The organism is Paenibacillus sp. MY03 (assembly GCF_002165585.1).
Taxonomy (GTDB): domain Bacteria; phylum Bacillota; class Bacilli; order Paenibacillales; family Paenibacillaceae; genus Pristimantibacillus; species Pristimantibacillus agaridevorans.
In genome coordinates, this window is the sequence record NZ_MXQD01000062.1 from 16322 (window position 1) to 42817 (window position 26496).

At 53.6% G+C, this 26496-nt stretch carries 22 protein-coding genes and 1 other annotated feature; of the genes, 5 read left to right on the plus strand and 17 right to left on the minus strand.

Features of this window, described 5'->3' with window-relative positions:
• The first annotated feature begins 268 nt into the window (after positions 1–268).
• Genes B1748_RS32175 through B1748_RS32185 form a run of 3 tightly spaced genes read left to right on the plus strand, consistent with a single transcriptional unit; the run spans position 269 to position 2732 of the window.
• Positions 269–1030 carry a prolipoprotein diacylglyceryl transferase gene (locus tag B1748_RS32175; RefSeq protein WP_087572061.1) on the plus strand — a complete coding sequence of 254 codons (762 nt, stop codon included), beginning with the start codon at positions 269–271 and terminating at the stop codon, positions 1028–1030.
• Positions 1031–2473 carry a radical SAM protein gene (locus B1748_RS32180; protein ID WP_087572062.1) on the plus strand — a complete coding sequence of 481 codons (1443 nt, stop codon included), beginning with the start codon at positions 1031–1033 and terminating at the stop codon, positions 2471–2473.
• Positions 2454–2732: a hypothetical protein gene (locus B1748_RS32185; RefSeq protein ID WP_087572063.1), complete on the plus strand. Its 279-nt coding sequence runs from the start codon at positions 2454–2456 to the stop codon at positions 2730–2732. Before B1748_RS32180 ends, B1748_RS32185 begins: the two co-directional genes overlap by 20 nt.
• 235 nt (positions 2733–2967) lie before the next feature.
• Here the strand turns inward: B1748_RS32185 and B1748_RS32190 are convergent, their stop codons facing one another.
• The 10 genes from B1748_RS32190 to asd form a co-directional block, all read right to left on the minus strand.
• Positions 2968–3465: an SRPBCC family protein gene (locus B1748_RS32190; RefSeq protein ID WP_087572064.1), complete on the minus strand. Its 498-nt coding sequence runs from the start codon at positions 3463–3465 to the stop codon at positions 2968–2970.
• The gene (locus B1748_RS32195; RefSeq protein ID WP_087572065.1) at positions 3462–3812 is read right to left on the minus strand and encodes an ArsR/SmtB family transcription factor; all 351 of its coding nucleotides are present in this window, start codon (positions 3810–3812) and stop codon (positions 3462–3464) included. Before B1748_RS32195 ends, B1748_RS32190 begins: the two co-directional genes overlap by 4 nt.
• Positions 3813–4312: 500 nt before the next feature.
• Positions 4313–7141, minus strand: a complete 2829-nt coding sequence (locus tag B1748_RS32200; protein ID WP_087572066.1) for a glycoside hydrolase family 2 TIM barrel-domain containing protein — start codon at positions 7139–7141, stop codon at positions 4313–4315.
• Between the two features lie 210 nt (positions 7142–7351).
• Entirely contained in the window at positions 7352–8941 is a 1590-nt protein-coding gene (locus tag B1748_RS32205; RefSeq protein ID WP_256976078.1) for a response regulator transcription factor, read from the minus strand.
• Positions 8938–10743, minus strand: coding sequence for a cache domain-containing sensor histidine kinase (locus tag B1748_RS32210; protein ID WP_087572067.1), 1806 nt, complete (start codon positions 10741–10743; stop codon positions 8938–8940). The genes B1748_RS32205 and B1748_RS32210 overlap by 4 nt, the downstream gene beginning before the upstream one ends.
• 115 nt (positions 10744–10858) lie before the next feature.
• Positions 10859–12538, minus strand: a complete 1680-nt coding sequence (locus tag B1748_RS32215) for a type 2 periplasmic-binding domain-containing protein (RefSeq protein ID WP_087572068.1) — start codon at positions 12536–12538, stop codon at positions 10859–10861.
• 86 nt (positions 12539–12624) lie between these two features.
• On the minus strand, positions 12625–13518 hold the full coding sequence (locus tag B1748_RS32220) for a carbohydrate ABC transporter permease (protein ID WP_087572069.1): 894 nt from the start codon (positions 13516–13518) through the stop codon (positions 12625–12627).
• A 3-nt stretch (positions 13519–13521) separates the two neighbouring features.
• Entirely contained in the window at positions 13522–14412 is an 891-nt protein-coding gene (locus B1748_RS32225; RefSeq protein WP_087572070.1) for an ABC transporter permease, read from the minus strand.
• Between the two features lie 648 nt (positions 14413–15060).
• On the minus strand, positions 15061–15354 hold the full coding sequence (locus tag B1748_RS32230) for an RNA polymerase alpha subunit C-terminal domain-containing protein (protein WP_087572071.1): 294 nt from the start codon (positions 15352–15354) through the stop codon (positions 15061–15063).
• Between the two features lie 156 nt (positions 15355–15510).
• Positions 15511–16602, minus strand: coding sequence for an aspartate-semialdehyde dehydrogenase (gene asd / locus B1748_RS32235; RefSeq protein ID WP_087572072.1), 1092 nt, complete (start codon positions 16600–16602; stop codon positions 15511–15513).
• Positions 16603–16914: 312 nt separating this feature from the next.
• Positions 16915–17187, minus strand: a binding site (T-box leader).
• Between the two features lie 180 nt (positions 17188–17367).
• Here asd and B1748_RS32240 point away from each other — a divergent pair.
• Positions 17368–18825 carry an S-layer homology domain-containing protein gene (locus tag B1748_RS32240; RefSeq protein ID WP_087572073.1) on the plus strand — a complete coding sequence of 486 codons (1458 nt, stop codon included), beginning with the start codon at positions 17368–17370 and terminating at the stop codon, positions 18823–18825.
• Positions 18826–18965: 140 nt separating this feature from the next.
• Positions 18966–19844 carry a LysR family transcriptional regulator gene (locus tag B1748_RS32245; protein WP_087572074.1) on the plus strand — a complete coding sequence of 293 codons (879 nt, stop codon included), beginning with the start codon at positions 18966–18968 and terminating at the stop codon, positions 19842–19844.
• Positions 19845–19855: 11 nt separating this feature from the next.
• Here B1748_RS32245 and B1748_RS32250 read toward each other — a convergent pair whose 3' ends face one another.
• The 7 genes from B1748_RS32250 to B1748_RS32280 all read right to left on the minus strand — a co-directional run bounded on the left by B1748_RS32250 (position 19856) and on the right by B1748_RS32280 (position 26291).
• The gene (locus B1748_RS32250; protein WP_087572075.1) at positions 19856–20587 is read right to left on the minus strand and encodes an ATP-binding cassette domain-containing protein; all 732 of its coding nucleotides are present in this window, start codon (positions 20585–20587) and stop codon (positions 19856–19858) included.
• Positions 20588–20602: 15 nt separating this feature from the next.
• Positions 20603–21928, minus strand: coding sequence for a hypothetical protein (locus B1748_RS32255; protein WP_087572076.1), 1326 nt, complete (start codon positions 21926–21928; stop codon positions 20603–20605).
• A complete protein-coding gene (locus B1748_RS32260; protein ID WP_087572077.1) occupies positions 21925–22692 on the minus strand; it encodes a hypothetical protein in 768 nt (255 codons plus the stop codon). Before B1748_RS32260 ends, B1748_RS32255 begins: the two co-directional genes overlap by 4 nt.
• A gap of 52 nt (positions 22693–22744) precedes the next feature.
• Positions 22745–23122 carry a GntR family transcriptional regulator gene (locus B1748_RS32265; protein ID WP_108995171.1) on the minus strand — a complete coding sequence of 126 codons (378 nt, stop codon included), beginning with the start codon at positions 23120–23122 and terminating at the stop codon, positions 22745–22747.
• Between the two features lie 164 nt (positions 23123–23286).
• Positions 23287–23673, minus strand: a complete 387-nt coding sequence (locus tag B1748_RS32270; protein ID WP_087572079.1) for a hypothetical protein — start codon at positions 23671–23673, stop codon at positions 23287–23289.
• A 152-nt stretch (positions 23674–23825) separates the two neighbouring features.
• Entirely contained in the window at positions 23826–25196 is a 1371-nt protein-coding gene (gene gdhA, locus B1748_RS32275) for an NADP-specific glutamate dehydrogenase (protein ID WP_087572080.1), read from the minus strand.
• Between the two features lie 117 nt (positions 25197–25313).
• Positions 25314–26291 carry a diaminopimelate dehydrogenase gene (locus B1748_RS32280; RefSeq protein WP_087572081.1) on the minus strand — a complete coding sequence of 326 codons (978 nt, stop codon included), beginning with the start codon at positions 26289–26291 and terminating at the stop codon, positions 25314–25316.
• Positions 26292–26496 lie beyond the last annotated feature (205 nt).

Sequence of the window (26496 nt, forward strand, 5' to 3'; positions counted from 1 at the left end):
TTTATCGCCAAATAGAATTTCGGTTTTCGAATGCTCGAAAAGTTATAAATTCTATTGTGGTAAAAATAAAAACCGGGAGCATACGCAGCTCCCGGTTTTTTCGTTATTTGTCAAACGCCGCTACGATTTTCGCGATCTCGGCGCGCGTAATAGGACCTTGAGATTGTTATGATCAATTTGAATGTATTGTAAAAAGGGGAGGAATCCCCCGTGCTTCCATCGAATGTAAGAGAAAACGATTCCAATACTGAGGTAGCAGGAGAATGCGATGACTTTTCCCATCTGGATCGATCTTGGTTTTATCAAATTGCACCCGCACACGGTTTTCGAAGCATTGGCTTACTTTGTTGGCTTTCGAGTGTATCTGCTTACCCGCAGCAAAGATAAGCTTCCCGTTGCGCAAGGCATCTGGGTCATCGTCGGAGCCATCCTCGGAGCCGCGATCGGCTCCAAGCTGCTGTATTGGCTGGAAGATCCCATAAGGACGATCGAGAACTGGAACGACTACGTTTATATGATGGAAGGCAAGACGATCGTCGGGGGACTGCTTGGCGGGCTGATTGGCGTGGAGTGGACGAAGAAACGCGTCGGCATCACTCGTTCCACAGGCGATGATATGGCCCTTCCCATCATCCTGGGCATGATGATCGGGCGCATCGGCTGCTTCATGACCGGTCTGGACGATCACACTTACGGCATAGCCACGACCTGGCCGATAGGCGTCGATTTCGGCGATGGCATTTCGAGACATCCGACACAGCTGTACGAGATCGTTTTTCTTCTGGTGCTAGGCGTAGTTCTGTATCGCAAAAAACGTCAAGGCGCAATGCCGGACGGCATGGTTTTCCAGCTATTTATGACGGGTTATCTGCTATTCCGGTTTACAGTCGATTTTATCAAGCCGACCCCGCATCCTTATCTCGGGCTAAACAATGTCCAATTGGCATGCATAGCCGGCTTGATCTATTACGGCTATTTGATGAGCAGCAGGCTCAGAAGGCCGCAGCATTTGCACAAGGAGGAATTGTAGATGACGACGAAGAACAGGCCTTACCTCTTCTACGAACTGACGAACAGCATTTGCTCGAAATGTCTGCGCAAGGTGGAGGCCAAGGTCATTATCGAAAACGACCAGGTCTTCTTGCAGAAATATTGCGGGCATCACGGACGCGAGAAGGTGCTGATCGCGAGCGATGCGGCTTATTATAAGCGATGCCGTGAATTTCTGAAGCCTGCCGAGATGCCTATGCACTGGAATACCCCCATTCGTTACGGCTGTCCGTACGATTGCGGATTATGCCCCGACCACGAGCAGCACAGCTGTCTGACCTTGCTCGAGGTGACCGAGAGATGCAATCTGCAATGCCCGATCTGCTATGCGGAATCGTCTCCGCACAAGGAATCGTGGCGCACGCTCGAGCAGATCGAATTTATGCTGGACGCCATCGTCCGCAATGAAGCGGAACCCGACATCGTGCAGATCAGCGGCGGCGAACCGACGATTCACCCTCAGTTTTTTGAAATACTGGATCTCGCCAAGAGCAAGCCTATCAAACATATCATGGTCAATACGAACGGCCTGCGCATCGCCCAGGATCGCGCGTTCGTGAAGAGACTTGCCGAATACACGCCCGGATTCGAGATCTACCTGCAATTCGACAGCTTCCGGGAGGAAGCTCTGCGAGAGCTGCGCGGCGTCGACTTGCGTGACGTCCGGAGGAGGGCGCTGGACCATCTGAACGAATTCAACATCTCGACCACGCTCGTCGTTACGCTCAAGAAGGGACTTAACGACGACGAGATCGGCGACATCATCCAGTTTGGACTGAAGCAGCCTGCCGTGCGCGGCGTCACGTTCCAACCGATCCAGGCAGCAGGACGATTGGAGGAATTCGATCCGGCGAAGGATCGGCTGACGCTCAGCGAGGTTAGGCAGAGCATAATAGATCAATCCGGCATCTTCCGCGAAGAGGACATCATCCCCGTCCCCTGCCATCCCGACTGCCTGGCGATGGGTTACGCATTGAAGCTCGGCGAAGAAGTGCTGCCGCTTACCGGCCTGATCGATCCTCAGATTCTGCTGGAGGGCGGACGCAACACGATCGTATTCGAACAGGATCAGACGCTGAAGTCCAAAATTTTCGAGCTGTTTTCGACCGCCCATTCGCCGGACTCGTCGGCCCTGTCGCTGAAAAACTTGCTGTGTTGCCTGCCGATGGTATCCGTGCCCGAGCATATCGGCTACGACAACGTGTTCCGGGTCATTATTATGCAATTTCTGGACCCGTACAACTTCGACGTCCGATCCGTCAAGAAGTCTTGCGTCCATATCGTGCATCCCGACGGGCGAATCATTCCTTTCGATACCTACAATATGTTCTATCGCGGCGATCAAGAGAAAAAGCTGGAAGCGCTGAGAGCCGAATTCGATATGAGGCCAGGAGGGAAAGTCTATGATGACTGGAACGAATGACGGGAGCAAAAGGCCGCCCGGGCATACGAAAGACGTATGGCTCGGCATCGGATTGCTGGCCGTGCTTCATCTGCTGCTGTTTCTATTTCCCGTCAGCTTCTTTTTTATAGGCGTTGTTCAACTCTTGTATTTGTTGCCCGCGATCATCATATGCAGAAAGCGTGGAGGCATCGTACAAGGGCTGCTTATCGGAGCTGGCGTTACCTTTCTGCTTAATGCCGCCTGCTTTGGCATTGTGATGACCATGACGTTTTCGTAGCACCGAGCTTTCCGCAAGTTGACTGGCTGCACGAGATTATGGCGACAGCTTAATTCCAAGATAGTGAGAGATAGTTCTTATTAAGCAAAAAAAGCTTCCGGCGCCATTTTGCAGGTGACGTAGGGAGCTTCTTTGCAATGGGTTGGATAGACGGTTACAATCGCCTGATCCGATAGAGGCGCAGGCAGGTATCGAAGTTCGAAGTAGGATCGGCGCTAATGTCTTTGTCTGGCCGCTACTTCGATTGCAGCTTCTCAAGCAGCTCTCCGAGCCGCAGGAAGGAATCGTTCATGCCGCCTTCCATGCCGGATTGCAGCATGCCGTCGCGATCGGCTACCGAACGGAAAATGGACTCCATCACGATTCGGGTACGTCCTCCAGGCAGCTCGACGAATTCCGCTGTCTCCAGGGAAACGTGTCCCTTCTCCGGCAGTCCCTCGAACTCGAACGTTTGGATGATGCGCACCGGCGCCGTCACTTCGTGGAACACGCCGCGGAATGCATATGCGTTGCCGTCATTGTCGCTATGCACATACTTCCATCTGCCGCCGTCGCGCGGTTCGAACGTCTCGAGGTTCATCTCCAAAATGCGTGGCCCCATCCATTCTACAAACAGCTTGGCATCCGTAAATGCTTCGAATACAAGCTCTCTCGGCGCATTGAATTCTCTTTCGATCTTGATCATTTGGCTGCCCGGCTCCGCAATCAGCCTCGTTTCGTTGATTGTTGTCATGATTCATCGTTCCCTTCCGATGGTTTGGATTGTTGTCCTGCCTTCATGCGCGCTTCCAGCAACGCGTCTAGTTTCTCGAATCTTCTGCTCCACATCTCGCGGAACTGCTTCGCCCAGTCCTCGACTTCAGCCATCGCCTCCGGATTTAACCGATAGATCCGCTGCTGCGCCCTCTTCTCCACACTTACGACGCCCGCTTCTCTTAGCACCTTCAAGTGCTGGGAGATAGCTGGGGGACTTACTTGGAAGTGTCCACATATGTCCGTGGCCGACAACTCGCCTTCGGTGGCGAGCAGCTCGATGATGCGCCTTCTCGTGATGTCTGCAATCGCTGTAAATTTGTCCATGCGCTTATTATAAAGCAAACACTTAATTAAGTCTACACTTAATTAAATGTTGCTGGTTGATAGCTTCGTTGTTAGTCACACCGTCAAACTCGCGCTTTTCGACCACTTTGACCGCCCAGTTGTCGGTCTCACCGAATGTGTATGAAAAAGCGAGTACATCGGAGCCCTGAGGGGCGGAGACGAGCGTATGTGTATGAAAAAGCGAGTACATCGGAGCCCTGAGGGGCGGGGACGAGCGGATATGTATGAAAAAGCGAGTACATTGGAGCCCTGAGGGGCGGAGACGAGCGAATGTGTATGAAAAAGCGAGTACATCGGAGCCCTGAGGGGCGGAGACGAGCGAATGTGTATGAAAAAGCAAGTACATAGGGGCGCTCGCAGCCGTCGACCGACACACTTGCGCATTTTGGCTGCTTTGACGATCCATTGGTCAGTTTCACCGACAAAACAAAATAGACACCAAGCAGCGCCGAAGCGCTACTTGGTGTCTTGCCACTCCCCTATGCGCGGAACAGTCCTTGCAGCGCGGACAACTCAACTTCCGTCGCCGGCTGGAAGGCGTCCGACTTGGCATAGCCCGCGATGCTGCGAAGCAGCTGCCTGCCTTCCGGCGTCTCAGCCAGCCCCCCGGCTTCGGCGCCGCAGATGAGCAGCTTGCCGTGCAGCGCGCGGCATTCGAACAGCAGGCCGAGCTTGTGGTTGCGCTCGACATTGTCGATCGTCGCCACGATCGGGCTAAGCTCGCGCGGCAGATCGTCGAGGACGAGCGAGCGCGAACGGGAAACGATGCTCCACCACGGAAACGTGGAGTACGTATCGCTCGGGAAGCCCTGCAGCGCTGGATGCTCGTTGTCGATCAGGAGCCCCATCGTGCCAACGGGCACTGGTTTGTTCATGCTCTCCGAGATGGAGCGGAACATCGGATAGTTCCAGAAGTCGGTGCAATATGTGCCTTCGATGCTGGCCGCCAGCGCATCCGGCTTCGCGAACAGTACGACGTTCTCGCCCTTCTCCAGCAACGACGCAGCTTCGTCCGTCAGTTCGTCGAACACATGCAGGCCACCCAGCTCCGAGCCGCTATCTACATGTGGGAACACCCACAGCGCGTAAGACTTACGCACGTCGGTTCCCTCGATCCATAGACGAAGCTCGAGCTGACTCGCAGCATCCAGCGACGGCAATACGGCTTCGAACGCTCCTAGATCAACATAAGGACTGCCCTCTTCCGCAGCCGCGCTTAATCCCCCTTCGGCAATGACTTCGCCGCTAAGCAGAAGCTCCCACTGCGCCTCTACTGCGCCAAGCGCCTCCGGTCTGAACCAGACTAGCTCCGCGCTGGCTCGGAACGTATCGCCGGATACCCAGACGTAGGATTCGAACCGCGCCAGCAGCACAGCGTCGGAGCAATAAGTGCGCCATTCCTCCGGCTCCACCAATCCCTTGGAATCCATGAAAGCATCCAGGACGCCCACGAGCGCCGTGCCTTGTCCACTGAAGTCCTGCAGGTCAAGAAGCTGGAAACCTGCAAGCTGCCGCGTACGGAAGGCCGCCTCCAGCTCCTCTTTGTAACACTCCACGGCGAGCTTGCCGGAGCTCTGAAAGAACTTGTCCGCGAGATGCCCCATCCCCTTGAGCTCCAGCCGCTCGCGAAACAGCTCGAAGTTTCGCGCCTTAAGCGGTCCATCGTACTTCTCGATCTCGGCATAATTGGGATACATGCCAAATTGCCCGATCTCATGGGACACGACGGGAATGGACGGGATAAGCTCGGATGCCGCTTCCGCCTTGACCGTGATCGCCTCGGTTCCGTACTGAATTTGGAGCTCACCGCCTCCATCCGTGCCGCCGTCCCCACCGAGGCCGCTCGGAACGATCTGCTCGTCGTAATCCTTCATCGTGCTCGGCTTATCCGTCTGAATATGCCCTAACGGCGCATCGCACATCGCGTAGGACCCCCGGAACAGACGATCTCTGGAGAAACGAACGCCGCAGTAGAAGTCATCTTCCTCTAAAATAACCGGCACGAACTGGAAGTTGTTAGAGCCTTGCGTGTACAGCGGACGGCTGTCGTAAGCCTTATATCCGCGCATGATTTCCGCGATCCGGCTTTTGCTGCCCCACAGCTCGTTGCCAAGCGACATCATGACGAACGACGGATGATTGCCGAAGGAGCGTAGAATTTCGAAGCCCTCCCGGATCAAATATTGCTGCTCCGCTTCGTTATGCTTCTCGTCGCCTTCCTCCGTTATAGTGCCCCAGAACGGCAGCTCCGGCTCCATGTAGATCCCGAGCATATCGGCGGCTTCGAACGCTGCCTCTGGAGGGCAGCAGGTATGAAAGCGGTAATGGTTAATGCCATAAGATTTCGATATGCCCAAAATGCGAAGCCACTCTTCCAGCGTTGTCGGAGCATAACCCGTTAGCGGGAAAATCAGCCCGTCATGCTTGCCCCGCAGAAACGTCTTCGCGCCATTGATCGTGAATTTATCGCCGTCCGCCCTGAAATCCCGCAAGCCGGCCACGATGTTCCGCTCGTCCAGCAATGCACCCCCGTCACTGACAAGACGCAGCTTCAGCTCGTAGAGTTTGGGAGAAGCATCGCTCCATAGCTGCGCATCGGCTCCAAGCGCATAAGTCACCTCAAGCTCGCTGCCCGATACCGCAAACGACTCCTCTACGGAGATCGACGCGTCTCCAAACCGAACTCCCGCATGTTCGCGAGAAGCAGCCGTTGCCGTTACGGATAACGTGCCTTGCGGCACGCCCGCCACTTTCGCCCGGACCGTAAACGTACGATTTACCGCATCCGGGTATACTTGTACGTCGTCCAGATAGGCGTCGCCTGCAAATTGCAGCTCCAGCCGTCCTGTAATGCCGTTCCAATTCGTCTGCGTGTCCGCCGACGTCATATGTCCGCCTTTGGTCGGATAAGAAGTGTTGTCGACCCGGATCGTGACGCGGTGCTTCCCTTCCGTCAGCAACTTGCCGAGCTTGTAGACATGCGGCGTGCACAGGCTGTTCCGCGTGCCAATCTCCTCGCCGTCGATCCAGACGGTCGTGATCCGCGTACGCTCCAGATAAAGCATGGCGTTCCATCCAGCCTGCTCCGCCGTAATGTCCACCTCGCGCGAGAACCAGGCGTAACCCTCGAACTTGAAGGAGTCCGTCAGCGAACCCGCCAGCGCTTCCTCGTTCGCCGGCCCTTTGCCGGCATGAGAGGTCGTTCCCGGCAGTGTTATCGTATCGTCGAACGGTGAACCCTCGTTTCCTGTTTTCTCCGGATCGAGCCTCAGCCGCCATTGTCCTTCCAGACCAATCTTCGTAATCATCTCGTTCCCCAACTCCTATTTATCCTGTTAGTGGTAGTTCAAAAAGTCCGCTTTTGATCACGAAGTATGCCAAGAAGCTTACTCGACATCGAATATTGAATTCAGGCGAAACTTCCGGTGCTCACGTAGCTTCCACTACGCTCCGCTCCTCACTTTCTACCTTCATCCAATCTTCTCGGTGCTGAAAACCGAACTTTTTGAACACGTATTTTAGTGGTAGTCCCTATATTCCTGCGGGGTATATCCCGTTGTTTTCTTGAAAAGGTAAGTGAAATAAGCCGCCGTTTGGAAACCAACCTGCTCCGCTACCTCATAGACCCGGACATGCGGGTCGCGCAGCAGCTCCATCGCTTTGTTCATCCGCGTCTCCTGCACGAATTCGGATACGGTCTTGCCGGTCGATTTCTTGAACAACACGCTCAGGTAGCTCGCGTTCAGGTGATGAAGCTCCGCCAGCTGCTTGACGGTTACATTCTCATGAATATGGGCCTCGATATAGTCCGAGATCTTCTGGATCAAATTGTGTTGCTGCGAGTTCTGCTTGTTATGCTCCGACTCCGCGTACCTGGCGACATAATCCATCACGGCCTCCTTGACCTGCGGCACCGTCGTGCAGTCGATCAGACGCTGCCAGACCGGAATGTTGAGATCGGCCATCGCATCGTCCTGCAGCTTCCGCTTGCGCGCCAGCTCGCTAAGCAGACCGAGCCCGAACGCCTGAATGTATGTGAAGGGATGATGAGCGATAAGCATATCCAGCACGCTGCTGGTATATTCGACCGCCTTGCCCGCTTCGTCGGCCTTCTCCAGCATTCGGACGATCTCCGGAATGTACTCCTCCCTGACGCGGTGCTCCAGAAATTCAGTCTCGTCCAGCCGCTCCTCGTACAGCACTTGTCCGCCTTCCAGCAGCCGCGCCTTGGCCATCATATATTTCACGCGTTTATATGCGATGGGGGCCTCGCCCCAATCCTTAAAGATGCGGCTAAGCCCAACCGTCACCGAGGAGCCGTACTGCTCTCGAATCCACTGCTGCACAAACGCGATGCCCTTCTCCATGCGGACCTGCTCCTCAGGCAAGGGGTTGAGGTGCACGGCGACAACCTCCTCCGATCCCATGCTGGCGGCGATGACGCCGGGGAAGTCCGCCAAGCTGACCTTTACCGCCTTCAGGAATCCGCTCCCTCGCACGATTCGGCTTTTGGCATCCCGGCCGCCGTCCATAAACCGGTCGTAGCCGAAGGAGATGACGCTGATTCCCCGCATCAGCGGAGGCAGCTCCAGCAGCTTGATCCAGGACTCCTTCGTATCGTCGTCCGCGAGCCCTTCCAACACAAGATCATGGACGAAACGTTCCTTGACGACATCCAGACTGCCGGACACCTTCTCTTGCAGCTCGTTCGTCTCCGCTTCGATATCCCGCTGCTTCTCGATCGCGGCGCGAAATGCGGTCAGCTTCGCTTCCACTTCCTCGGTCTTGATCGGCTTAAGCACGTAAGCCTGTGCGCCGACATGAATCGCTTCCTGCACGAACTCGAACTCGTTGTAACCGCTGATAATGAGCACCTGCAGCCGGTAACCCAGCTCTTTGCATCGTGACACGAGTTCAATCCCCGTCATGATCGGCATCGACACGTCCGAGATAAGCACGTCGATGTCATGATTCCGCAACAGAGCAAGTGCCGCCTCTCCGGATTGCGCGGTCAGCGGCGGCGCGTAGCCGATCGCCTCCCACCCGACATGCCTGACCAATCCTTGTATATGCGTTGGCTCGTCATCCACAATCAAAGCCTGTATCATACGCCATCTCCTTTCCTGATTTCCGGCTGCTCCAGATAAGCGGGGATGTCGATCGCCACGAATGTCCCTTCCCCTGGGGCGCTGTCGATTGTCATGCTGCTGCCGCTGCCAAAATAAAGCAGAAGCCGCTCTCTAATGTTGGCGGTGCCGAAGCCATTGCCGGAGCCGGTCCGCTTGCCTTCGCGCAGCGATTCCAGCGTCTCAGCGGACATCCCTGCCCCGTTATCGTGAATGACGAACCGGATGCGGTCTTGCTCCTTCCTGGCCGAGATCCGAATGAACGCATCTTCCTTTTGCATAATGGCGCCATGCACGTAACAGTTTTCGACGATGGGCTGGAGCAGCATTTTGATCGTGTAGTAAGGCCGCGCTTCCGGGTCGATGTCCCACTCGATCTGTACCTGGTCCGGGTAGCGGAGCTCCTGGATATCGAGATAAGCTTCGACATGCTGCAGCTCCGTCTCCACTCTTGTCACGTTTACCCTGTTGTCGAGCGCAAGCCGGTAGAACGTCGTCAGTGCGTCGATCGCGCGAATCTGCGTCTTATCTCCCTGATCCATGGCACGCCATCTGATTAAGCTCAGCGAATTATAGATAAAATGCGGATTGATCTGCGCCTGCAGCGCGCGGAACGAATGCTCCCGCTCCTTCAGCCTCGACTTCGTAATATCGTTGACCAGCGTCCCGAGCTTGCCCGTCATGGAATTAAACAAAACCTCCAGCTCGCCGAGCTCGTCTTTGTCCCTGCTGGTGACGGTTACATCGAATTCGCCTTCGGCAATGTCGTTCATCCGGCTGCCCAGCTTGCGAATCCGCCATACGACGTTCTTTAGCACCGTCATGACCATAAACATGGACAACAGCAGGAAGAAAGCTATAGCGCCCACGATCCCGTAGGCAATCCCTTTGGATTGCCGCTCCAACTGGTCCATGTGCAGCACCGCGGCCACGCTCCATCCCGAAGCCAGCGTCTCGACGATCATCTGCTTGTCATCCAGCATGACCCCTTCCGAGAACGCCCCTTCCCCCATGCCTTCGGCTTGCTTAAGCTCCGGAATACGCGCAGCGACAGTCCCGATCTGATCCTCGCTGGACGAAGCTACAATACGTCCGTTGTGATCCATAATGTAGATATCGCCGGCCCCGTTGAAGGGATTGTCAAAGAGGTCGCCGAACACGGAATCGTAATCCAGCAGCATGTAGGTGGCGCCGACGACGCTAGAGCCGTTCGTGTTGAAAATCTTGTGCGACACCAGAAGCTGGTCGGTCTCGCCCGGTACGTTGATCCACCGCAAGGGCTCGCCTGACGCCAGCGTTTCGCTGTACCAATCCGTCTCGGTCCGTCCGGCGAGCGGTCGACCCTCCGGCTTCCACAGCAGTCTCCCGTCCTGGACGAGAGTGTCGTTCGTGTGATAGATCCGGAACATGTCGATGCCTGGCAGCAACTTGCTTGTCGATAAAAACGACCGGTCGACGTATTCCAGCGAGAGCAGCTGGTCGGACATGTCGGCATGTTCTCTGGACAATCTCGCCGACAGCTCCCCGTCGGTCGCCGTACGGACGGCCAGGAGATCGTAGGCTTGCTTTCGGAAATCGATGTTCTGAGAAGTCTGGCGAACCGCTTCCCTGATCGTGACCATGTAATTGTCGCGTACGCTCTGCAATGCGAAATATCCCGCGCCGATACCGAGAATAACGGTAGGCACGAAAACAATGAGCACGTAAAGCAACAAAATTTTTCCGCGGAGATGGAGTCCCCTCGTCACACGTATCGCCGTTCGTTCGATTAATCGCAGCACCATTGCTCAACCACTCCCAGCCGTATCATTCCGTTTAAATAGAAGAGAAGCACTCCCTGCAGGAGAAAAGGCAAACGGAGCAACCCCCTTTACGGGATTGCTCCTGCTTGCCTCTATGCTATTGCTTTGCAATCATAGTGTCGTAGGATGTTTGCCATTCTTCCTTCAGCTCGCTCCAATGCGCGCGTTTCTCCAACGCATCGCGGAATTGGTTCCAAACCGTCTCGAATTGCGCGGCATCCTTCGCCATAATCAGCTTGGCTCTGTACTCTTTACGTACGTTCTCAAGCTCCGGTCCGTATTTCTCCCATAGACCGCCCGGCTCCGCTTTCACCATATCGTACAGCTCCGCGCCGCGTACGCCGCCCATCGCGCCGACTTCGGACGTAAATTCCGACGTACGTTTCGCTCCGGCTTTGTCCGACTCGCCGTAATTCCACCATGGGTACCAATCATTATTATACGACGAAGCCATGTATAACTCAGGCGTTACCGACGATTTACGCGCCGTGTCGCCGCTATTGCGTTCTGCTTTGTACGCTTCGTCGATATATTTCCATTCGCCGAGAGGCTGGTCGACCCAATCCCAGAACACGCCAGTCGGACCTTCGTTAATGACATGTTGCTGCTCTGCGTTCGGCTGCAGCGTGTAATCGAAAAACTTCAGGATAGCTTCAAGATTTTTGGTGTCTTTGCTGACATACACGTCGTATCCCGGGTACGGGTTCACGACTTGGTTCGCGCCGACTTTGTCTACGCCTTCCACTTTCGGGAACGGCACGACTTGATAGAACCAACCCGGCTCCGTCGGTCCGTCCAGCGTTTCCCACAGCGTCGCGTCGACATTAAAGAAGCTGCCTACGTTCAGCGCGGTGCGTCCGGATTTGTTTTTCTCCTTGTAACGCTCTTTTTTATCCGTTACGACTTCAGGGTCGATCAGCTTGGCCAAATACATTTCGTTAAGCCATTGGTAAGCGGCTTTGAACTGAGGATCGTCATACAGCAGCACAAATTCGCCGTTTTTCTCCTCGACCGGGATGACGCCGCCGGCGCTGCCCGTCGTTACGCCGAACGCGCTCAAAATGGCGTTCTCGTCGTTCCAGCCGATCGTATCGCTTGGATCCATCAGGAAGCCCATCGGATTAAGCGTTTTGCCGGCATCATCCTTCACGCTACCCGCTGCCTTCAAGTATTCCTCCACGCCTTCCAGCGTAGCCAGATCGTCCAGCGTCATGCCCACTTTCTCCAGCACGTCCGTCCGAACGAGCCATGTTTGCGAAGCCCAGCCCGGCCACGGATTGTCCGGATTCTGGTCGAACCAGGTCGGGATCGACCAGATCTGGCCGTTCTCGTCCTTCATTTCCTCCAGATATTGTTTCGGAATGGAAGCAAGTCCCGGATATTTGTCCGGCATGTCGAAGTATTGCTCCAGTGACATGATTTTCTTCGAGCGCTGCATCGCGCTTTCCACCGTCTCGCTGCGACTAAAGATCGCCGCATCCTTAAATCCGTCCGTGTTCAGCCTCAGGTTCAGAGCCGTTGCCGCATCGCCTTGCGTCGCTTCCAGCGTTACCGCTACCCCCGGTTCGTTCTCCTTCCAATGTTTCTGAACGGAGCTGTCGTTGTTGATCGTCGCCGACCAGCCGAGCCACAGATTAAATGCCGTGTTGCCTCCGGCTGCCGCGCTGCCGCCTGTTTCCGAGGGCGCTTCGTTTGCGCCGCCGGAGCAGCCAGCCAGCACCAGCGTAGTTGCCAGCGCCGCCGCGATCGTACCCTTGCTTTTTAGTCCCCACTTCATGTTTGTCTGCCTCCCCTTGCGATTGTGTAACGATAACGGTATATGGTTGGATCATTATACCCCTTATTGAATCTTGCCTGTAAGTCTTAACCCTTGACGGAGCCGATCAGTACGCCCTTGACGAAATACTTCTGCAAGAACGGATAGACGCACAGGATCGGAATGGCGCTTACCATAACGACGGCCATCTTGATCGACATCAGCGTAATATTCTGCTGCGAGCCGCGTGCCAGTGCTTCCTGGTTATTATTGGAGCCCATGACGGCCGAGAGGTCGGACGCGTTGAGCAATTGCTGCAGGAACGTCTGTACCGGAATCAAAGATTGATCCGTGACGTAGAACGCTCCGGCGAACCAATCGTTCCAGTGCCCCACTGCGGTAAACAAACCCAGCGCGGCCAGCATCGGCTTCGAGAGCGGTATGATGATCTGGAACAGGATCCGCACGGGACCCGCGCCGTCAAGCTCAGCCGATTCGTTTAGGGCCTCCGGAATGCCTTGCAGAAATTTCAGCATGACGAACATATTCCAAGCCGAAAATGCCGTCGGGATGATATACACGAGGAACGTGTTCGTAAGTCCCAGATTGAACAACTGAATGTAGAACGGCACCAGGCCGCCGCTGAACAACATTGTGATCAGAACGTAAGCTAGAATGCCTTTGCGGAACGGCAACCCTCTGTGGGACAAGCCGTAAGCCGCGATCAGCGTCACGAGCATGCCAACGATGGTTCCGAGGACCGTTCTTGCAATCGTAATCAGATAAGCGCTTCGGATAACCTCGTTGCCAAGCACGATCTCGTAGTTGATGAGCGTAAATGATCTCGGCCACAAGTAGACGCCGCCTTTTGCCGCGTCCGCCCCTTCATTTAAGGAAATCGCAAGCATATACAGGAACGGGTAGATGACGCTGAGACAAAGCAGCGATAACAACACGACAATAACGGTTTGTCCGACCTTTTCTCCTACGGATAGTCTCATGAGTTACCAAAGCCCTTCGCCGTTAATTTTGCGCGATATCGCGTTCGTCAGAAGAACAAGCACCAGTGCAAGGACCGATGATAATAAACCTACGGCCGTTGCCATCCCGAAGTAACCTTGCTGCAGACCGCTTCGCAGTACGTACGTATCCAGGACGTCCGATACCGACATATTCGCCGAGTTCATCATCGGGTAGATCTGATCCATGCCGACCGTAATCAAGCTTGGAATGCTCAGAATGAGCACGATCGTGATCGTCGGCATAATGCCCGGCAGTGTAATGTTGCGAATCTGCGCCAACTTGCCCGCGCCTTCTACCTTCGCCGCCTCGTAAAGCTGCGGATCGATAGCCGTAATGGCTGCCAGGTACAGAATCGTATTCCAGCCCACTTCCTTCCACAAGCCGCTTCCGACGATCATCGGTCGGAACCATTCCGTCGAGCCCAGGAAGAAGATCGATTCGTTGCCCGTTTTCTGAATGACATCGTTCACGAGTCCGCCGTCCAGCGTCAGGAACGATTGCAGAATGTACGCCACGACGATCCATGAGAAGAAGTGAGGCAGGTAGCTCACGGATTGCACGAATCTTTTGAAGCCGGAATGCAGAACCTCGTTAATCATTAATGCCAATAAAATTGGAGCCGGAAAGCCGAAGATAAACTTCAGCACTGAAATGTACAGCGTGTTGGTGACAACGACCCAGAACTGCGGTTCTTTAAAAAAGGCGAAGTTATCGAAGCCCACCCAAGCGCTGTTCCAAATCGACGACCCGATCTGAAAGTCCCGGAAGGCGATCTGAATGCCCGCCATTGGGACGTAGTTGAATAGAAATAGCAGCGCGACTGCCGGTAAAATCATGGCATATTGCCAGCGATATTTATAAAATCTTCCCATCCGGTTCCCCTCCTGCTTTAAATGATAAGCCTTTCAAGATTGGGGAACCATATAACAACGATTGGTTATCTATCGAAATCATTAGTTGTTTCTTATTCGCGTGCAGGTTGCGTTGTCAGTATGCCCAGAAATGACCAAAACAAGGCGGGGCTTACGCTCCGCGGCGCATTGCAACCCGGTTTTCGAGACTGTCGATTCATTGTGTGCAAAGCTGGAAATGAAGCTATAATCGATCATCGACAACCTGTAAAGGAACTGAGAAGCCTTATTTTGATCATTTGACGTGATACTAGAATCTAATGGAACTGGGCGACGTTATTCATGAGAAATCTAGGCAAACCGCGAACTTTTGCCCCTCTTAAGGGCTGTCAGTTCCATTAGAATTGCGAAATCGCGCTTTTTGATGAAATAAAGCCTTTCAGTTCCGTTTACAGTTGCTCCGTTCATTTCTTACCAGACACATGCCTACAATTGAACTTATGCATAATTAATCGAGAGTCTCTTTTCTCGGGTTGCTGCTCCCACTGTCGCCCCGAGGCATATAGCAACTTTTCTAAGTGACAATTAAAATAGCCGTGGCCCCCACCATTTGGTGAAAGCCACGGCTTAAAACGTAATTGTTAATATTATACGTGCGGGGTGTCCAGACTAAGCCTTAAAAGACAGACCTTCTTCCCGGAGCGCCTCACGGAGTATCGGCATGCAAGACGGACCAACGCCGTGAAGCTTCAGAATTTCCTTCTCCGAATAAGCGGAAAGCTCAGACAGCGTGGAGATGCCCTGCGTTTCCAGCGCGCGACGCACCGGCGCAGCCAAGTTTGCCATAAAGCCGGTCTCAGGCGCATTTCCGCTCTCACACTTCGGACAAGTGTTGCACTCGCTGCTCTTATAGTAGCGATGCCCTTTCTCGCATATTCTCAGCGTCTTCGGTGCTGCAACCATTATCGTATTCCTCCTGTCCATTGAAGGTGAAGGTGCGCTCTCCGCTGTCGCCGCCTCGGAAGCGAAGCAGCCTTGCCATGCTGCTGCATGTATAAACAACCGTCATGCGTAACCGCCCGCGCACCGGGAAAATTGCGTGGAACGAAACAGTAAATACTAGCCTTGCTTAGCCGTAATATACCCTTCAGCCTTCAGCAGCTCGGCGATCAGTACCGCTCCGCCAGCCGCACCGCGTAACGTGTTATGCGACAGTCCGACGAACTTGAAATCGTAGAGAGAATCTTCGCGCAGACGACCCGCGGATACGCCCATGCCGCCTTCGATGTCGCGGTCCAGTCCTGTCTGCGGACGATTCTCTTCTTCGAAGTACGTGATGAACTGTTTAGGCGCGCTAGGCAGCTCGAGCTCTTGCGGGCGACCTTTGAAGCTGCTCCAACGATCCAGAATTTCTTCCTTGGAAGGTTTGTTCTCAAACGATACGAATACCGTCGCCAGATGGCCATCCGTTACAGGCACGCGAATGCATTGCGTCGTAATATGCGGTGCGCTTGCTTTCACGATCTCGCCGTTCTCTACGCTGCCCCAGATGCGAAGCGGCTCCTGCTCGCTCTTCTCTTCTTCGCCGCCGATGTAAGGAATGACGTTGTCCAGCATTTCCGGCCAATCGGTGAAGTTTTTGCCCGCTCCGGAGATGGCTTGGTACGTCGAAGCGACGACCGTCTTCGGACCAAATTCATTAAGCGCGTTGAGCATCGGCACATAGCTCTGAATCGAGCAGTTCGGCTTGACCGCGATAAAGCCCGTCTCCGTGCCAAGGCGCTTGCGCTGAGCCGCAATGACGTCCAGGTGACCCGGGTTAATTTCCGGAATAACCATAGGGACATCCGCCGTCCAGCGGTGTGCGGAGTTGTTAGATACGACCGGAGTGCCCGTTTTTGCATAGGCTTCCTCCAACGCTTTGATTTCATCCTTCTTCATGTCGACCGCGCAGAAGATGAAATCGACGCCGGAAGCAACCTCTTCTACCTTCGAAGCGTCTTGCACCACAATGGACTTCACGCCCTCAGGAATCGGAGTATCCAGCTTCCATCTACCTTGCACGGATTGTTCGTAAGTCTTGCCCGCCGAGCCCGCGCTCGCCGCGATTGCCGTTACTTGAAACCACGGATGGCCGTCCAGCAGCTGCACGAACCGCTGACCTACCATTCCCGTACCGCCTACAATGCCGACTTTCAATAATTGTGTCATCTGTTTCGTTGCCTCCTCTATAGTAGTAAACCTGAGTCCTCTATACCTTCATTACATGTTTATTGCGCTTATTTCGGAACCTCTAGCTTTAAAATGCGATTCCGGTACAGCCCGCTTACTTTCAATTTCCGTTTATCTCCAGTTCATCTGCAATCCCGCTTACTGCCGACATATCTGCAATACCATTGACAGCCAGCCAGCTTGCCCTCTGCCTATTGAATGCGCAACTCTTGAACTTCTATGCTCATCATATAGCGAAATCGTGCGGATGCCTAGAATCAAAAAAATCCCACCCCCAAGACTATTATCAGTCTCAGGGGCGAGATTGAACTCTCGCGGTACCACCCTAAATTCGCGTATACGTCGCCGCATGCGCCTCTTCAAGTACGACGCGGGTATCCCCTCGTTTATACTCTAGCTCTGTAACAGGAGCTCCTGTCGCATCACCCCCTGCCCATTCCGGGTTCAGGTTCCGACGCGCTGCTCGGAGTCTTTTTTCGGATAAAGTCTTCTTTGCTCCCTTTCACCGGCCGGAGCTCTCTGATAAAGAATCCATTTACCTACTTGTCTCGTCATCGCATTTGTTGTCATATATAATATCAATTTCTAGCCCTTAGGTAAACCACTATTCGCAATTTCCTCAAAAAATATTGAAAATCACATGTTCAAACAGTGTTAAATTTTTCTTGGCTGCTTGACCCGTGGATGATACACTGTAAGATAGTTCTGGAAATGTCCACATTTTGTAAGGAGGACTAATAAAAAATGAAAAGAAAAAAAACGATGATCCTCGCCGGGCTGGCTGCCGTGCTTGCCTCTTCCGCGCTCGCATTCGGGCCGGATCAAGCCGAGGCTAAAACATCGGCGGACTTCACCGATCTAAAGGATTTGGACGCGGCTACCAAAGCCAAGTTCGATGCCATGATCAGCGCTGGCATTTTCGAAGGCGTCGGCGATGGCACGTTCGGATTGAAGGATGAGATGAATCGCGCCCAGTTCGCGAAGGTGGCGGCGTTGATCTATGGACTTGATGTCAATAAGGATGCAAAAACTTCATCCTTCTCGGACGTCAAAGCCGACGACGCCGCTAACGGTTACGCTCTTCCGTATATCGAGGCTATCAAGAAAGCTGGCATTACGGATGGCATGGGCGATGGGAGGTTCAACCCTGCCGGCGACGTTACCAAGGAGCAATTGGCCACGTTCTTGGTTCGTGGACTAGGCAAGGATGATGAGGCCAAAAAAGAAGAAGGCGTCGACGACAGCACTGTATCAGATTGGGCCAAGGGTTATGTGGATTTAGCGTTGCAGCTAAAATTGCTTGCAAACGGCGCAGACGGTAAATTCGGCGGAACGTCCAGTGCCACAAGAGATTTGCTCGTGTTAGGCGCTTATGAGGCCAAGGAGCAGTTTGTTTCGTCTAGACCTTCGGCATCGCCTACACCGCCAGCGACACCTACGGCAACGCCAACGCCTACACCAACGGCGACGCCGTATTACCCGCCGGTGTCGACACAGACGCCTACGACTACACCAACGGTGACGCCAACTCCAACCGTACCCCCTATTGAGAACTATGTACTCAAAATGGGATCCGTGTCTAATTCCGTAGCTATCGTGGCTTCTTCTCAACCTAACAATAGTCTTTTAATCAAGCGAAGCAGCACGGCAATTAGCACGCCAATTGTAGGTTATAATGCCTTCGAAAACGAAGTCGGTTCCGACTATGAGTCCGGCGATGTCATCGAAGATGTACCTCTCCCTTATCACATTGGTCTCTATGAAGTGACTAGCTATGGCGTGGTCGTTAAGTTTAGCAATATTGCATTGACGGCACCTGAAGATCTTGATTTGTTACCAGACGCCATACAAGCAGGCGATACGGTGAATACAATCAAGCTGACACTCAACAGTATTCCCGCCGGTGCAACAAAGTGGCAATTCAAGATGAGCGATTCGATGATCGGGACACCTCCTGCCAAAGCAGTTTTCGGCGGCAATGATCTTGATCTTGATTCCGGCACACTCGACATCGAACGCGAGAGTGGCAAAAACTTTCTCGCTATCGCTGCCGTAGATGACGATGGAAAAGTCGTCTCTTACAAATGTGTAGATATTAATGAAGAGTTAGGGATCGACCAACCTAACCCTACCGCTCCTGTGGAGTCATATCCTCCTGTAAACCCGCCAGTGATTTCTTTGCCTCCAGTTTATATCCCTTGACACATATAAAATAGAAATAGGTTTATCTATACAGCATGCCCGGCTCGCCACAACGAGCCGGGCCTTTCTATTTCACCGCATCAAAAAATTTATTAAAATAATTGATATTACTAATATCTAATATAAGGAGTACTAATTTCATGATTAACCTTGAATGGTATCGCGTATTTTACTGGATTGCCAGAACCGGCAGCCTCACGAAAGCCGCCCTTCGGCTGCACATTACGCAGCCAGCGGTCAGCCAGACCATCAAGCAGCTCGAGAACGCGCTTGGCGGCCCGTTATTTTTCCGAACGTCCAGGGGAGTCACTTTAACGAACGAAGGGGCCATCCTTTACCGGCAGCTGGAGCAAGCCTTCGCGGCCATCGAGGTTGGCGAGAAGTCGATCGCGGATATGAATCGGTTGCATAGCGGCGAAATAACGATCGGAGCAAGCGACACGTTGTGCAAGCATTACCTGTTGCCCTACCTGGAGATGTTCCATGAGCGGTATCCCGGCGTCCGCATTGGCGTAACGAACCGAACGACCCCGGAGACGCTCGCACTGCTCAAGGAAGGCCGAATCGACTTCGGCATCGTCAGCTTGCCGGCATCCGACCCCGCCATCCATTTCAAGAGCAGCGTTCCGCTGCAAGACTGCCTGGTAGGAGGCAAAAAGTACGCGGAGCTCGCCGCCGGACCGCCTCTTTCGCTGGAGGCGCTTGGCGGGCATCCGCTGTTAATGCTGGAGGAAGGCTCCAGCACAAGACGTTTCCTTGACGCCTATGCATCCGGTCACGGCATTTCGCTTCAGCCGGAATTCGAGCTGGGAAGCGTGGATCTGCTCGTCCAATTCGCCCAGAGCGGCTTCGGCGTCTCCTTTGTCATTCGGGACTACGTAAAAAAGGAGCTGGAATCGGGCTCTCTCGTCGAGATCCCCCTCCAGCTCCCTCTGCCTACCCGTCATATCGGCATCGCTACTCTGCGAGGAGTCCCGTTATCCTCAGCGGGCAAAACGTTTCTGGATATGCTGCCCTGAGGCGAGCCCCTTCAATCCGAAGGGCCGCTCAGGAACCGTCGATACCGCTCTCCGTCATGTCCGACGACTTCGGCCAGCAGCGATTCCAGCCGTTTGCCGCCCTCTTGCAGCTGTTCCATATACACATCCGCCCGTATGGCGCCTTGATGGATAATAAGCGCCCTGTCTATGACATGCTCGATCTCGTCCACCAGATGGGTCGTGATCAAAAAGGTTTCGTCCTCCTGCAGACTGGTCACCATCAGCTTTAGGAAGTCGCGTCTTGCGAATACGTCCTTGCCGAGAAACGGCTCATCCATCAAAATGAGCTTGGCCCCCTTGGAGAAGCCGGCGCAAATCTCCATCCTTGCCCGCTGGCCTCTGGACATTTTCCCCATCCGGACGTATTCGTCCAGCTCGAAAAATTTCATCAGGCGCTCGTATCGTTCCCGGTTGAACTTTGGATAGAAGTCGGCAAGAAAGTCCGCATATTCGGAAGCGTTCATATGAGGCGGAAAGCTGCCTTCTTCCGTAATGTAGGCGACTTCGCCATACTGCTCTTGAACCGGCCGACCGCGCCACGACACCTCCCCCTCCTGCAATTCGCCCAGCCCCACAATGGCTTTTAACAGCGAGGTTTTGCCGGCGCCGTTAAGGCCAAGCACGCCCACGATTTCGCCCGTCGGGATCGTCAGGCTGCCAATGGACAGCGCCGCCGCGGCCCCTTTGCCGAACGGCTTATAGAGTTGCTTCAGCTCCAACATTCATGCTCCCCCTCTCTACTTTGCATTGCCGATCCGCAGGCCGCCGATCTCGCGATACTCGCTGCGTTCTTGCTGGAAGTGCGTCGAAGCCAAATATCGATCCTCGATGACATCGTCGTTTACATCGGTACGGAGCTCGCCGGCATACAATTTCTCGCCATTCTCATACACTTCGATCATGACCTGCTGGTCATACAAACTTTCGAATAAAGTATACATTTCCGGCTCTACGCTGGAGACCTTCATGACGTACAACCTTCCATTCCGGAAGCTGAACCAATTATTCGACGCTCCCGACGGGGAGCGGTCCCGTCCCTTGTAGCTTAACTCCTGCTTGTTGATGAGCTTTACTTCATCCTTCATGGAGATGCTTGCGACCATATGCCTCGTTTCATTCTCCGGCGACCCCGTATTATAAAACTTCAGATTCAACACGCCAAGATCCTCATCGACATATGCTTCATAATCCTCGTAATAATCGTCGGCCTTTGGCGGTTCCGTTCCCTGGCCCAGCATATACACATATTCGGCTAGCCGAACCCGACCTAGCGAATCTCCCGTCTCGCTGTCATACCCGCTTACCACGATCTCTCCATCCTCCAAGGCAATAAGCGCCAGCTTGTCTCCGACAGCCTCCAACCCCAGAATTTCGAGTCCCTGCCACGCTTCCTGCCGATTCCCTTCCATGTTCAGCTCGACCAATACGCGCGTCTCGTCTTCCTCGGGCTTCTGCATGCTGTTCCGATCCCCGAAGCGCAGCACCTCGTAAATGCCGCTCTTCCCCGTATAGTACCGGGTTGTAGGAGGAACGTAAAAGATACGTTCTCCTACGAAAGCCAGCCCCTTCTCCTGATGGTTGGAAAACGAATAGCCGTCAGCCGTCCCTTTGTACTGCAGAGCCGTTTCCACCAATGCCGTTCCTTCCACGTTCATTCTGTAGCCTTCTTGCATGCGCCAAGCTTGAATTTCAAACCCGATTCCGGCATAGAAACCAGGAAAAATTTGATAAGCCCTATCCCCGCTCGGCAACGGCATACCGGGAGAATAATTCGCGATCGGCTGGCTAGGCTTGCCAAACACGACTGTCTCTTTGTCTATTTTGTCCTCGGTAAGCTCGAAGCTCATCCTGTGATAACTATCCTGGACATAACCTGACAATACAACGTCCCGGAGCGCAGAGCGATCACCGTAAAGATCGACCAGCTCCAGCTTCCCGTTATTTCTGGCCCCCGAGATCTGAAAGTAGAGAATGATCAATATCGCCAGTCCTATCGCGAGCAGCGGCAGAGCGGCATGCCGTTTCAGCAGGCGCTTTACTCTTGCAACTCCATCCCTTCTCATACGATCGCCCCCCTTCTCATCAACCGAATGCTGTGCCCGGCGAACCACAGGACAAAGATCAGCAAGGCTACGCTGCTGGCGTTCAAGTTAAAAGCCGTCAAATACGGATGCGGCAAACCGATACGATAGATCAGCACTCTGATAACGAGAAACAGCGATCCGGCAACAAGGAAGAGCCCCCAATACCGCTTGCTGCGCTCGCACAAAACGCCATAATAGATGCCGGTCGTCATCGCCGTGCCTATGCTGATCGTGGACAGGAGCCCCTGCCAGCCATAAGGTATTATCAATCGCAAATAATCGGAGCGAATAACGGCCAGAAACATGCCATTAGCAGGAACGCCAATGCCATTGGTCGCATGCAGAACCCTGTCGTCCAGCAGCCCGAAGCCGAGCCAGATCCCCAGGACCGAAGCCGCCCAGAACACCAGCATGCTAACCGCGAAGGCCGCCAGCTTGCCCAAATACAAGCTTTCTCTGCGGACTGGCAACGTCAGCATTGCGTACATGCTTTTGCCGCCCCAATAGCCGGAATAAATGGACTTCAGAAAAAGAGCGAGCAAGGCAACAAAGTAGACAAGCAGGGACGCAAGCGCCCCCGATTCGGCGAAAAGATGCTCGTACCGCCGGATTTCCGCATAGTCCTTGCCCATCTCCGCATGCAGAAACAGCAGCGGCGTCACGACCGCTCCAATCGCGAGCAACAGCGTCCCGCGAAACAGCAGGCTGAATTCGTATTGCCATAACCGATACCATGATTTCAATGTTATCCCTCCATGTACTACTCGACTAATACATGATACTCAAAAAAATTGCTCATTCTACTTCCCAATGCTCGCTCACCAAGTCGATAATCTTCTTAAAAGACAGGTTCATCTCCTTGGCGGATGAGATAAATGACAGCACGAGCCCCTGGGTCAACTCCTCCTCCAGCCTGGCCAGCATAGACGCATCAGCGAAGATGACGCTTCCCTGATTGCCGCTCGTATGGACATAACCTTCGTCTTCCATCATCTTAAAGGCTTTTTGTACCGTATTGGGATTGATGTTCAGCTGCGCGGCGATTTCTCGTCTGGACGGCAGCCGCTCTCCGGAGGAGACGTTGCCGAGGACAATTTGACGCTTGATGTAGCCGGCAATCTGCATATAGACCGGCTCCTTGCCGTCCAGCGCCAATTCGTGGAATGAAAGCACGTTTCCGTCACCGATCCTTTCTATTTTTGTATTATATGCGTAATACACGAATGTTGTAAAGTCACTTTTCCCTATTAAGCGATACCTCAATATCACAAACAACCCACCCTGTCCAACGGACAGGGTGGGCTGTAGCGGCATTCCCTCTTATTCGCATATCTCTCTTAAGGCAAATAAGCGCCTTCCACTGCAACGACGAACCCGCCAGTTCCCATCTCGTATTTGACGCCAATCACTTGGCCTGGTTGAAAGGCAGGTATATGAACGGAGTGTATGGCGGTTCTGACGTCGGTCCGTCTGGTACTGCCGTCCGTCAAAAAGACGTCCAGTTCCAAGATCACGACGGGCTCGCCGCCAAGCCTCGCATTTGTAGGCTTTATGGAACGAATGACAGCTCTCGCCTCCGTTCCTTCCTCCAATACCTTTTTAGCCGTAACACGATCCTCCCGGCCGGAATTTTGAAGTCCCCGTCGCAGCAGAGGAATCGTTATAAACAGTAAAGTCAGCAGAGAAAAGGCAACGATCGCCATTCCGATCCAAGTCGCATTCATGCCAATCACCTCCCGGTTGTAAGGAATTCAACTCGTTCTTTTACCCGGATAATCTCTGTTTGAAGCAAAGACACCCCGCAAGCTGCACTTTTTAGAGTGTAGCTGCGGGGTGCTTTCATATGGTTGTAAAAGAATATAATAGCGTAGTCGTTTTAAACAACGCCCTGAGCGATCATAGCATCAGCCACGCGGACGAAACCAGCGATGTTGGCGCCAACGACAAGGTTGCCCGGATGGCCGTATTTGGCCGCTTCCGCTTCGGCATTGCGGTGGATGTTGCGCATGATGTCATGCAGCTTCGCGTCCACTTCTTCGAAGGACCACGACAGACGCATGCTGTTCTGAGCCATCTCCAGCGCCGATACGGCTACGCCGCCGGCATTGGCTGCTTTAGCAGGTCCAAATAGTACGCCTTCATTGATAAATACGTCGATCGCAGCCAGCGTAGAAGGCATGTTCGCTCCTTCGCCTACTGCGATAACACCGTTAGCGACAAGCAGCTTCGCCGCATCTTCGTCGATCTCGTTCTGAGTCGCACACGGAAGAGCGATCTCGCAAGGAATGGACCAGATGCCTTCGCAGCCCTCTGTATAAGTCGCGTTCGGACGGGACTGAACGTATTCGCTAATCCGCTTGCGTTCAACTTCCTTCAAGCGTTTCAGGAGGGACAGATCGATACCTTCCTCGTCGTGCACGTAACCGCCGGAATCGCTGCAGGCAACGACTTTGGCGCCCATTTGTTGAAGCTTCTCGATCGCGTAGATGGATACGTTGCCGGAGCCGGAGACAACTACCGTTTTCCCTTCCAGTTCCAAACCTTTTGCTTGCAGCATTTCGTTAACGAAGTACACGCAGCCGTAACCTGTCGCTTCCTTACGCGTCAGGCTTCCGCCGTATTGCAGGCCTTTGCCCGTCAGAACGCCGGCTTCGTTGCCGCTGCGAATCCGCTTGTATTGACCGAACATATAACCGATCTCGCGCGCGCCAACGCCGATGTCACCGGCTGGAACGTCGATGTCCGGCCCGATGTAACGATACAGCTCCGTCATAAAGCTTTGCGTGAAACGCATAACTTCTTGCTCGGACTTTCCTTTCGGATCGAAGTCAGAGCCGCCTTTTCCTCCGCCGATCGGTTGGCCGGTCAGCGCATTTTTGAAGATCTGCTCGAAGCCGAGGAACTTGATAATGCTTGTGTTTACGGAAGGATGGAAGCGAAGTCCGCCTTTGTACGGACCTAGCGCGCTGTTAAACTGTACGCGGAAACCGCGGTTCACTTGCACCTTGCCTTTGTCGTCCACCCATGGCACGCGGAAATAGACAACACGATCCGGCTCGGTAATCCGCTCCAGAATGTTTTGCTCGATGTAATGCGGGTTCGCTTCCAGAACCGGAACAAGCGAATCCAGAATTTCTTTTACCGCCTGAAAAAATTCCTTTTCGCCTTGATTGCGGTGGATAATCAACTCGTAGACGGATTGTACATAGTCTTTCGCCGACTGCTGCTTGGTCAATAACTCATTCACTTATGTGGTCGCTCCTTTGGCTCCAAACGTCGGACCTTAGTACAGGTAATCCGAAGTTTGCGCTATGAATAGGGTAAAGCATATATATTGCGACAATCGTGATTCATGCGGTATGCCTTACAGCAGCTCGCGGCGAAGCTCCTCGGCCGACTTCGGCGACAGATAGGACAATGGTACGTCGAATACTGTGCGCGCTCCCGTCTGGCCCTCCTTGCTCATCCGCTTAGCTGCTCTTGCATAGGCCACAAGCACGCTTGCTGTAAACTCGGGGTTGCTCTCCAGCTTTAGGCCGAAGTCGATAATTTGTTTCGTGCCCGATCCCGTTACGCCGCTTCGAATGACGAAGCCGCCATGCGGCATGCCGCTATGCTCGGACTTCAGCTCATCCTCAGTGATGAACGTGACAGTCGTATCGTAATCGGCGAAGTAGTTCGGCATGGATACGATCGTCTCTGCAATGGCATCGCGATCCGCGCCTTCTTCTGCAACAATGTAACATTGGCGAAGATGCTTCTCGCGCGTCTCCAATTCAGGCGTCTCGCCGTTGCGGATGCGCTCGATGACCGATTGCACGGGCACCGTGTACTGCACGCCTGCTTTTACGCCGGGAACGCGGCGAATCGCGTCGGAATGTCCTTGGCTGACGCCCTTGCCCCAGAACGTGAAGTCCTTGCCTTCCGGCAGGATGGCTTGCCCCAGCAGTCGATTAAGCGAGAACAGTCCAGGATCCCAGCCCGTTGAGATTACACTCAGTTTATCGCTTTGCTCTGCTAAAGCATTAACCTTATCATAAAATTCCGGTATTTTGGCGTGCGTGTCAAAGCTGTCTACCGTGTTGAACATGCTAGCCATAAATGGCGTTTGCTCCGGAAGATCCGTCGCAGAGCCGCCGCATAGAATCATGACGTCGATTTTGCCGATGTACTGCTCAGTCGCCGAAATATGCTCAAACTTGGCGTCACCCGAAGCCATCTGATCCGGCTGTCTGCGCGTAAAGATCGCAACAAGCTCCATATCCGGATTTTGTTTAATGGCCAGCTCGACTCCTTTGCCAAGGTTGCCGTATCCCACGATGCCTACTTTCACAGTTTCCATTTTGCTCCTCCTAAAATAAAGCACACACCCCTATAATCCCGTTTAGGAGTTTAGCCAAGATTTTGCCGCTCTTGCCGAAAATGAGTTCATTTACCTCATAATATCGTTTTATTTTAAATAATCTATCGCAATTATGCAAACAAATAATTAAATCATGCAAACGCAGGTAATCTAACATGAGTAAGCAATTCTAATCCGAAGCAAA

Excerpts from the sequence above, each read along its gene's own strand:
- asd (WP_087572072.1), bottom strand. The coding sequence starts at position 16,602 with ATGACACAATTATTGAAAGTCGGCATTGTAGGCGGTACGGGAATGGTA.
- B1748_RS32270 (WP_087572079.1), bottom strand. The coding sequence starts at position 23,673 with ATGAATGCGACTTGGATCGGAATGGCGATCGTTGCCTTTTCTCTGCTG.
- B1748_RS32230 (WP_087572071.1), bottom strand. The coding sequence starts at position 15,354 with ATGGTTGCAGCACCGAAGACGCTGAGAATATGCGAGAAAGGGCATCGC.
- B1748_RS32215 (WP_087572068.1), bottom strand. The coding sequence starts at position 12,538 with ATGAAGTGGGGACTAAAAAGCAAGGGTACGATCGCGGCGGCGCTGGCA.
- B1748_RS32205 (WP_256976078.1), bottom strand. The coding sequence starts at position 8,941 with ATGATACAGGCTTTGATTGTGGATGACGAGCCAACGCATATACAAGGA.
- B1748_RS32185 (WP_087572063.1), top strand. The coding sequence starts at position 2,454 with ATGATGACTGGAACGAATGACGGGAGCAAAAGGCCGCCCGGGCATACG.
- B1748_RS32280 (WP_087572081.1), bottom strand. The coding sequence starts at position 26,291 with ATGGAAACTGTGAAAGTAGGCATCGTGGGATACGGCAACCTTGGCAAA.
- B1748_RS32250 (WP_087572075.1), bottom strand. The coding sequence starts at position 20,587 with ATGTTGGAGCTGAAGCAACTCTATAAGCCGTTCGGCAAAGGGGCCGCG.
- B1748_RS32225 (WP_087572070.1), bottom strand. The coding sequence starts at position 14,412 with ATGGGAAGATTTTATAAATATCGCTGGCAATATGCCATGATTTTACCG.
- B1748_RS32210 (WP_087572067.1), bottom strand. The coding sequence starts at position 10,743 with ATGGTGCTGCGATTAATCGAACGAACGGCGATACGTGTGACGAGGGGA.
- B1748_RS32220 (WP_087572069.1), bottom strand. The coding sequence starts at position 13,518 with ATGAGACTATCCGTAGGAGAAAAGGTCGGACAAACCGTTATTGTCGTG.
- B1748_RS32200 (WP_087572066.1), bottom strand. The coding sequence starts at position 7,141 with ATGATTACGAAGATTGGTCTGGAAGGACAATGGCGGCTGAGGCTCGAT.
- B1748_RS32255 (WP_087572076.1), bottom strand. The coding sequence starts at position 21,928 with ATGAGAAGGGATGGAGTTGCAAGAGTAAAGCGCCTGCTGAAACGGCAT.
- B1748_RS32240 (WP_087572073.1), top strand. The coding sequence starts at position 17,368 with ATGAAAAGAAAAAAAACGATGATCCTCGCCGGGCTGGCTGCCGTGCTT.
- B1748_RS32175 (WP_087572061.1), top strand. The coding sequence starts at position 269 with ATGACTTTTCCCATCTGGATCGATCTTGGTTTTATCAAATTGCACCCG.
- B1748_RS32190 (WP_087572064.1), bottom strand. The coding sequence starts at position 3,465 with ATGACAACAATCAACGAAACGAGGCTGATTGCGGAGCCGGGCAGCCAA.
- B1748_RS32245 (WP_087572074.1), top strand. The coding sequence starts at position 18,966 with ATGATTAACCTTGAATGGTATCGCGTATTTTACTGGATTGCCAGAACC.
- B1748_RS32195 (WP_087572065.1), bottom strand. The coding sequence starts at position 3,812 with ATGGACAAATTTACAGCGATTGCAGACATCACGAGAAGGCGCATCATC.
- B1748_RS32180 (WP_087572062.1), top strand. The coding sequence starts at position 1,031 with ATGACGACGAAGAACAGGCCTTACCTCTTCTACGAACTGACGAACAGC.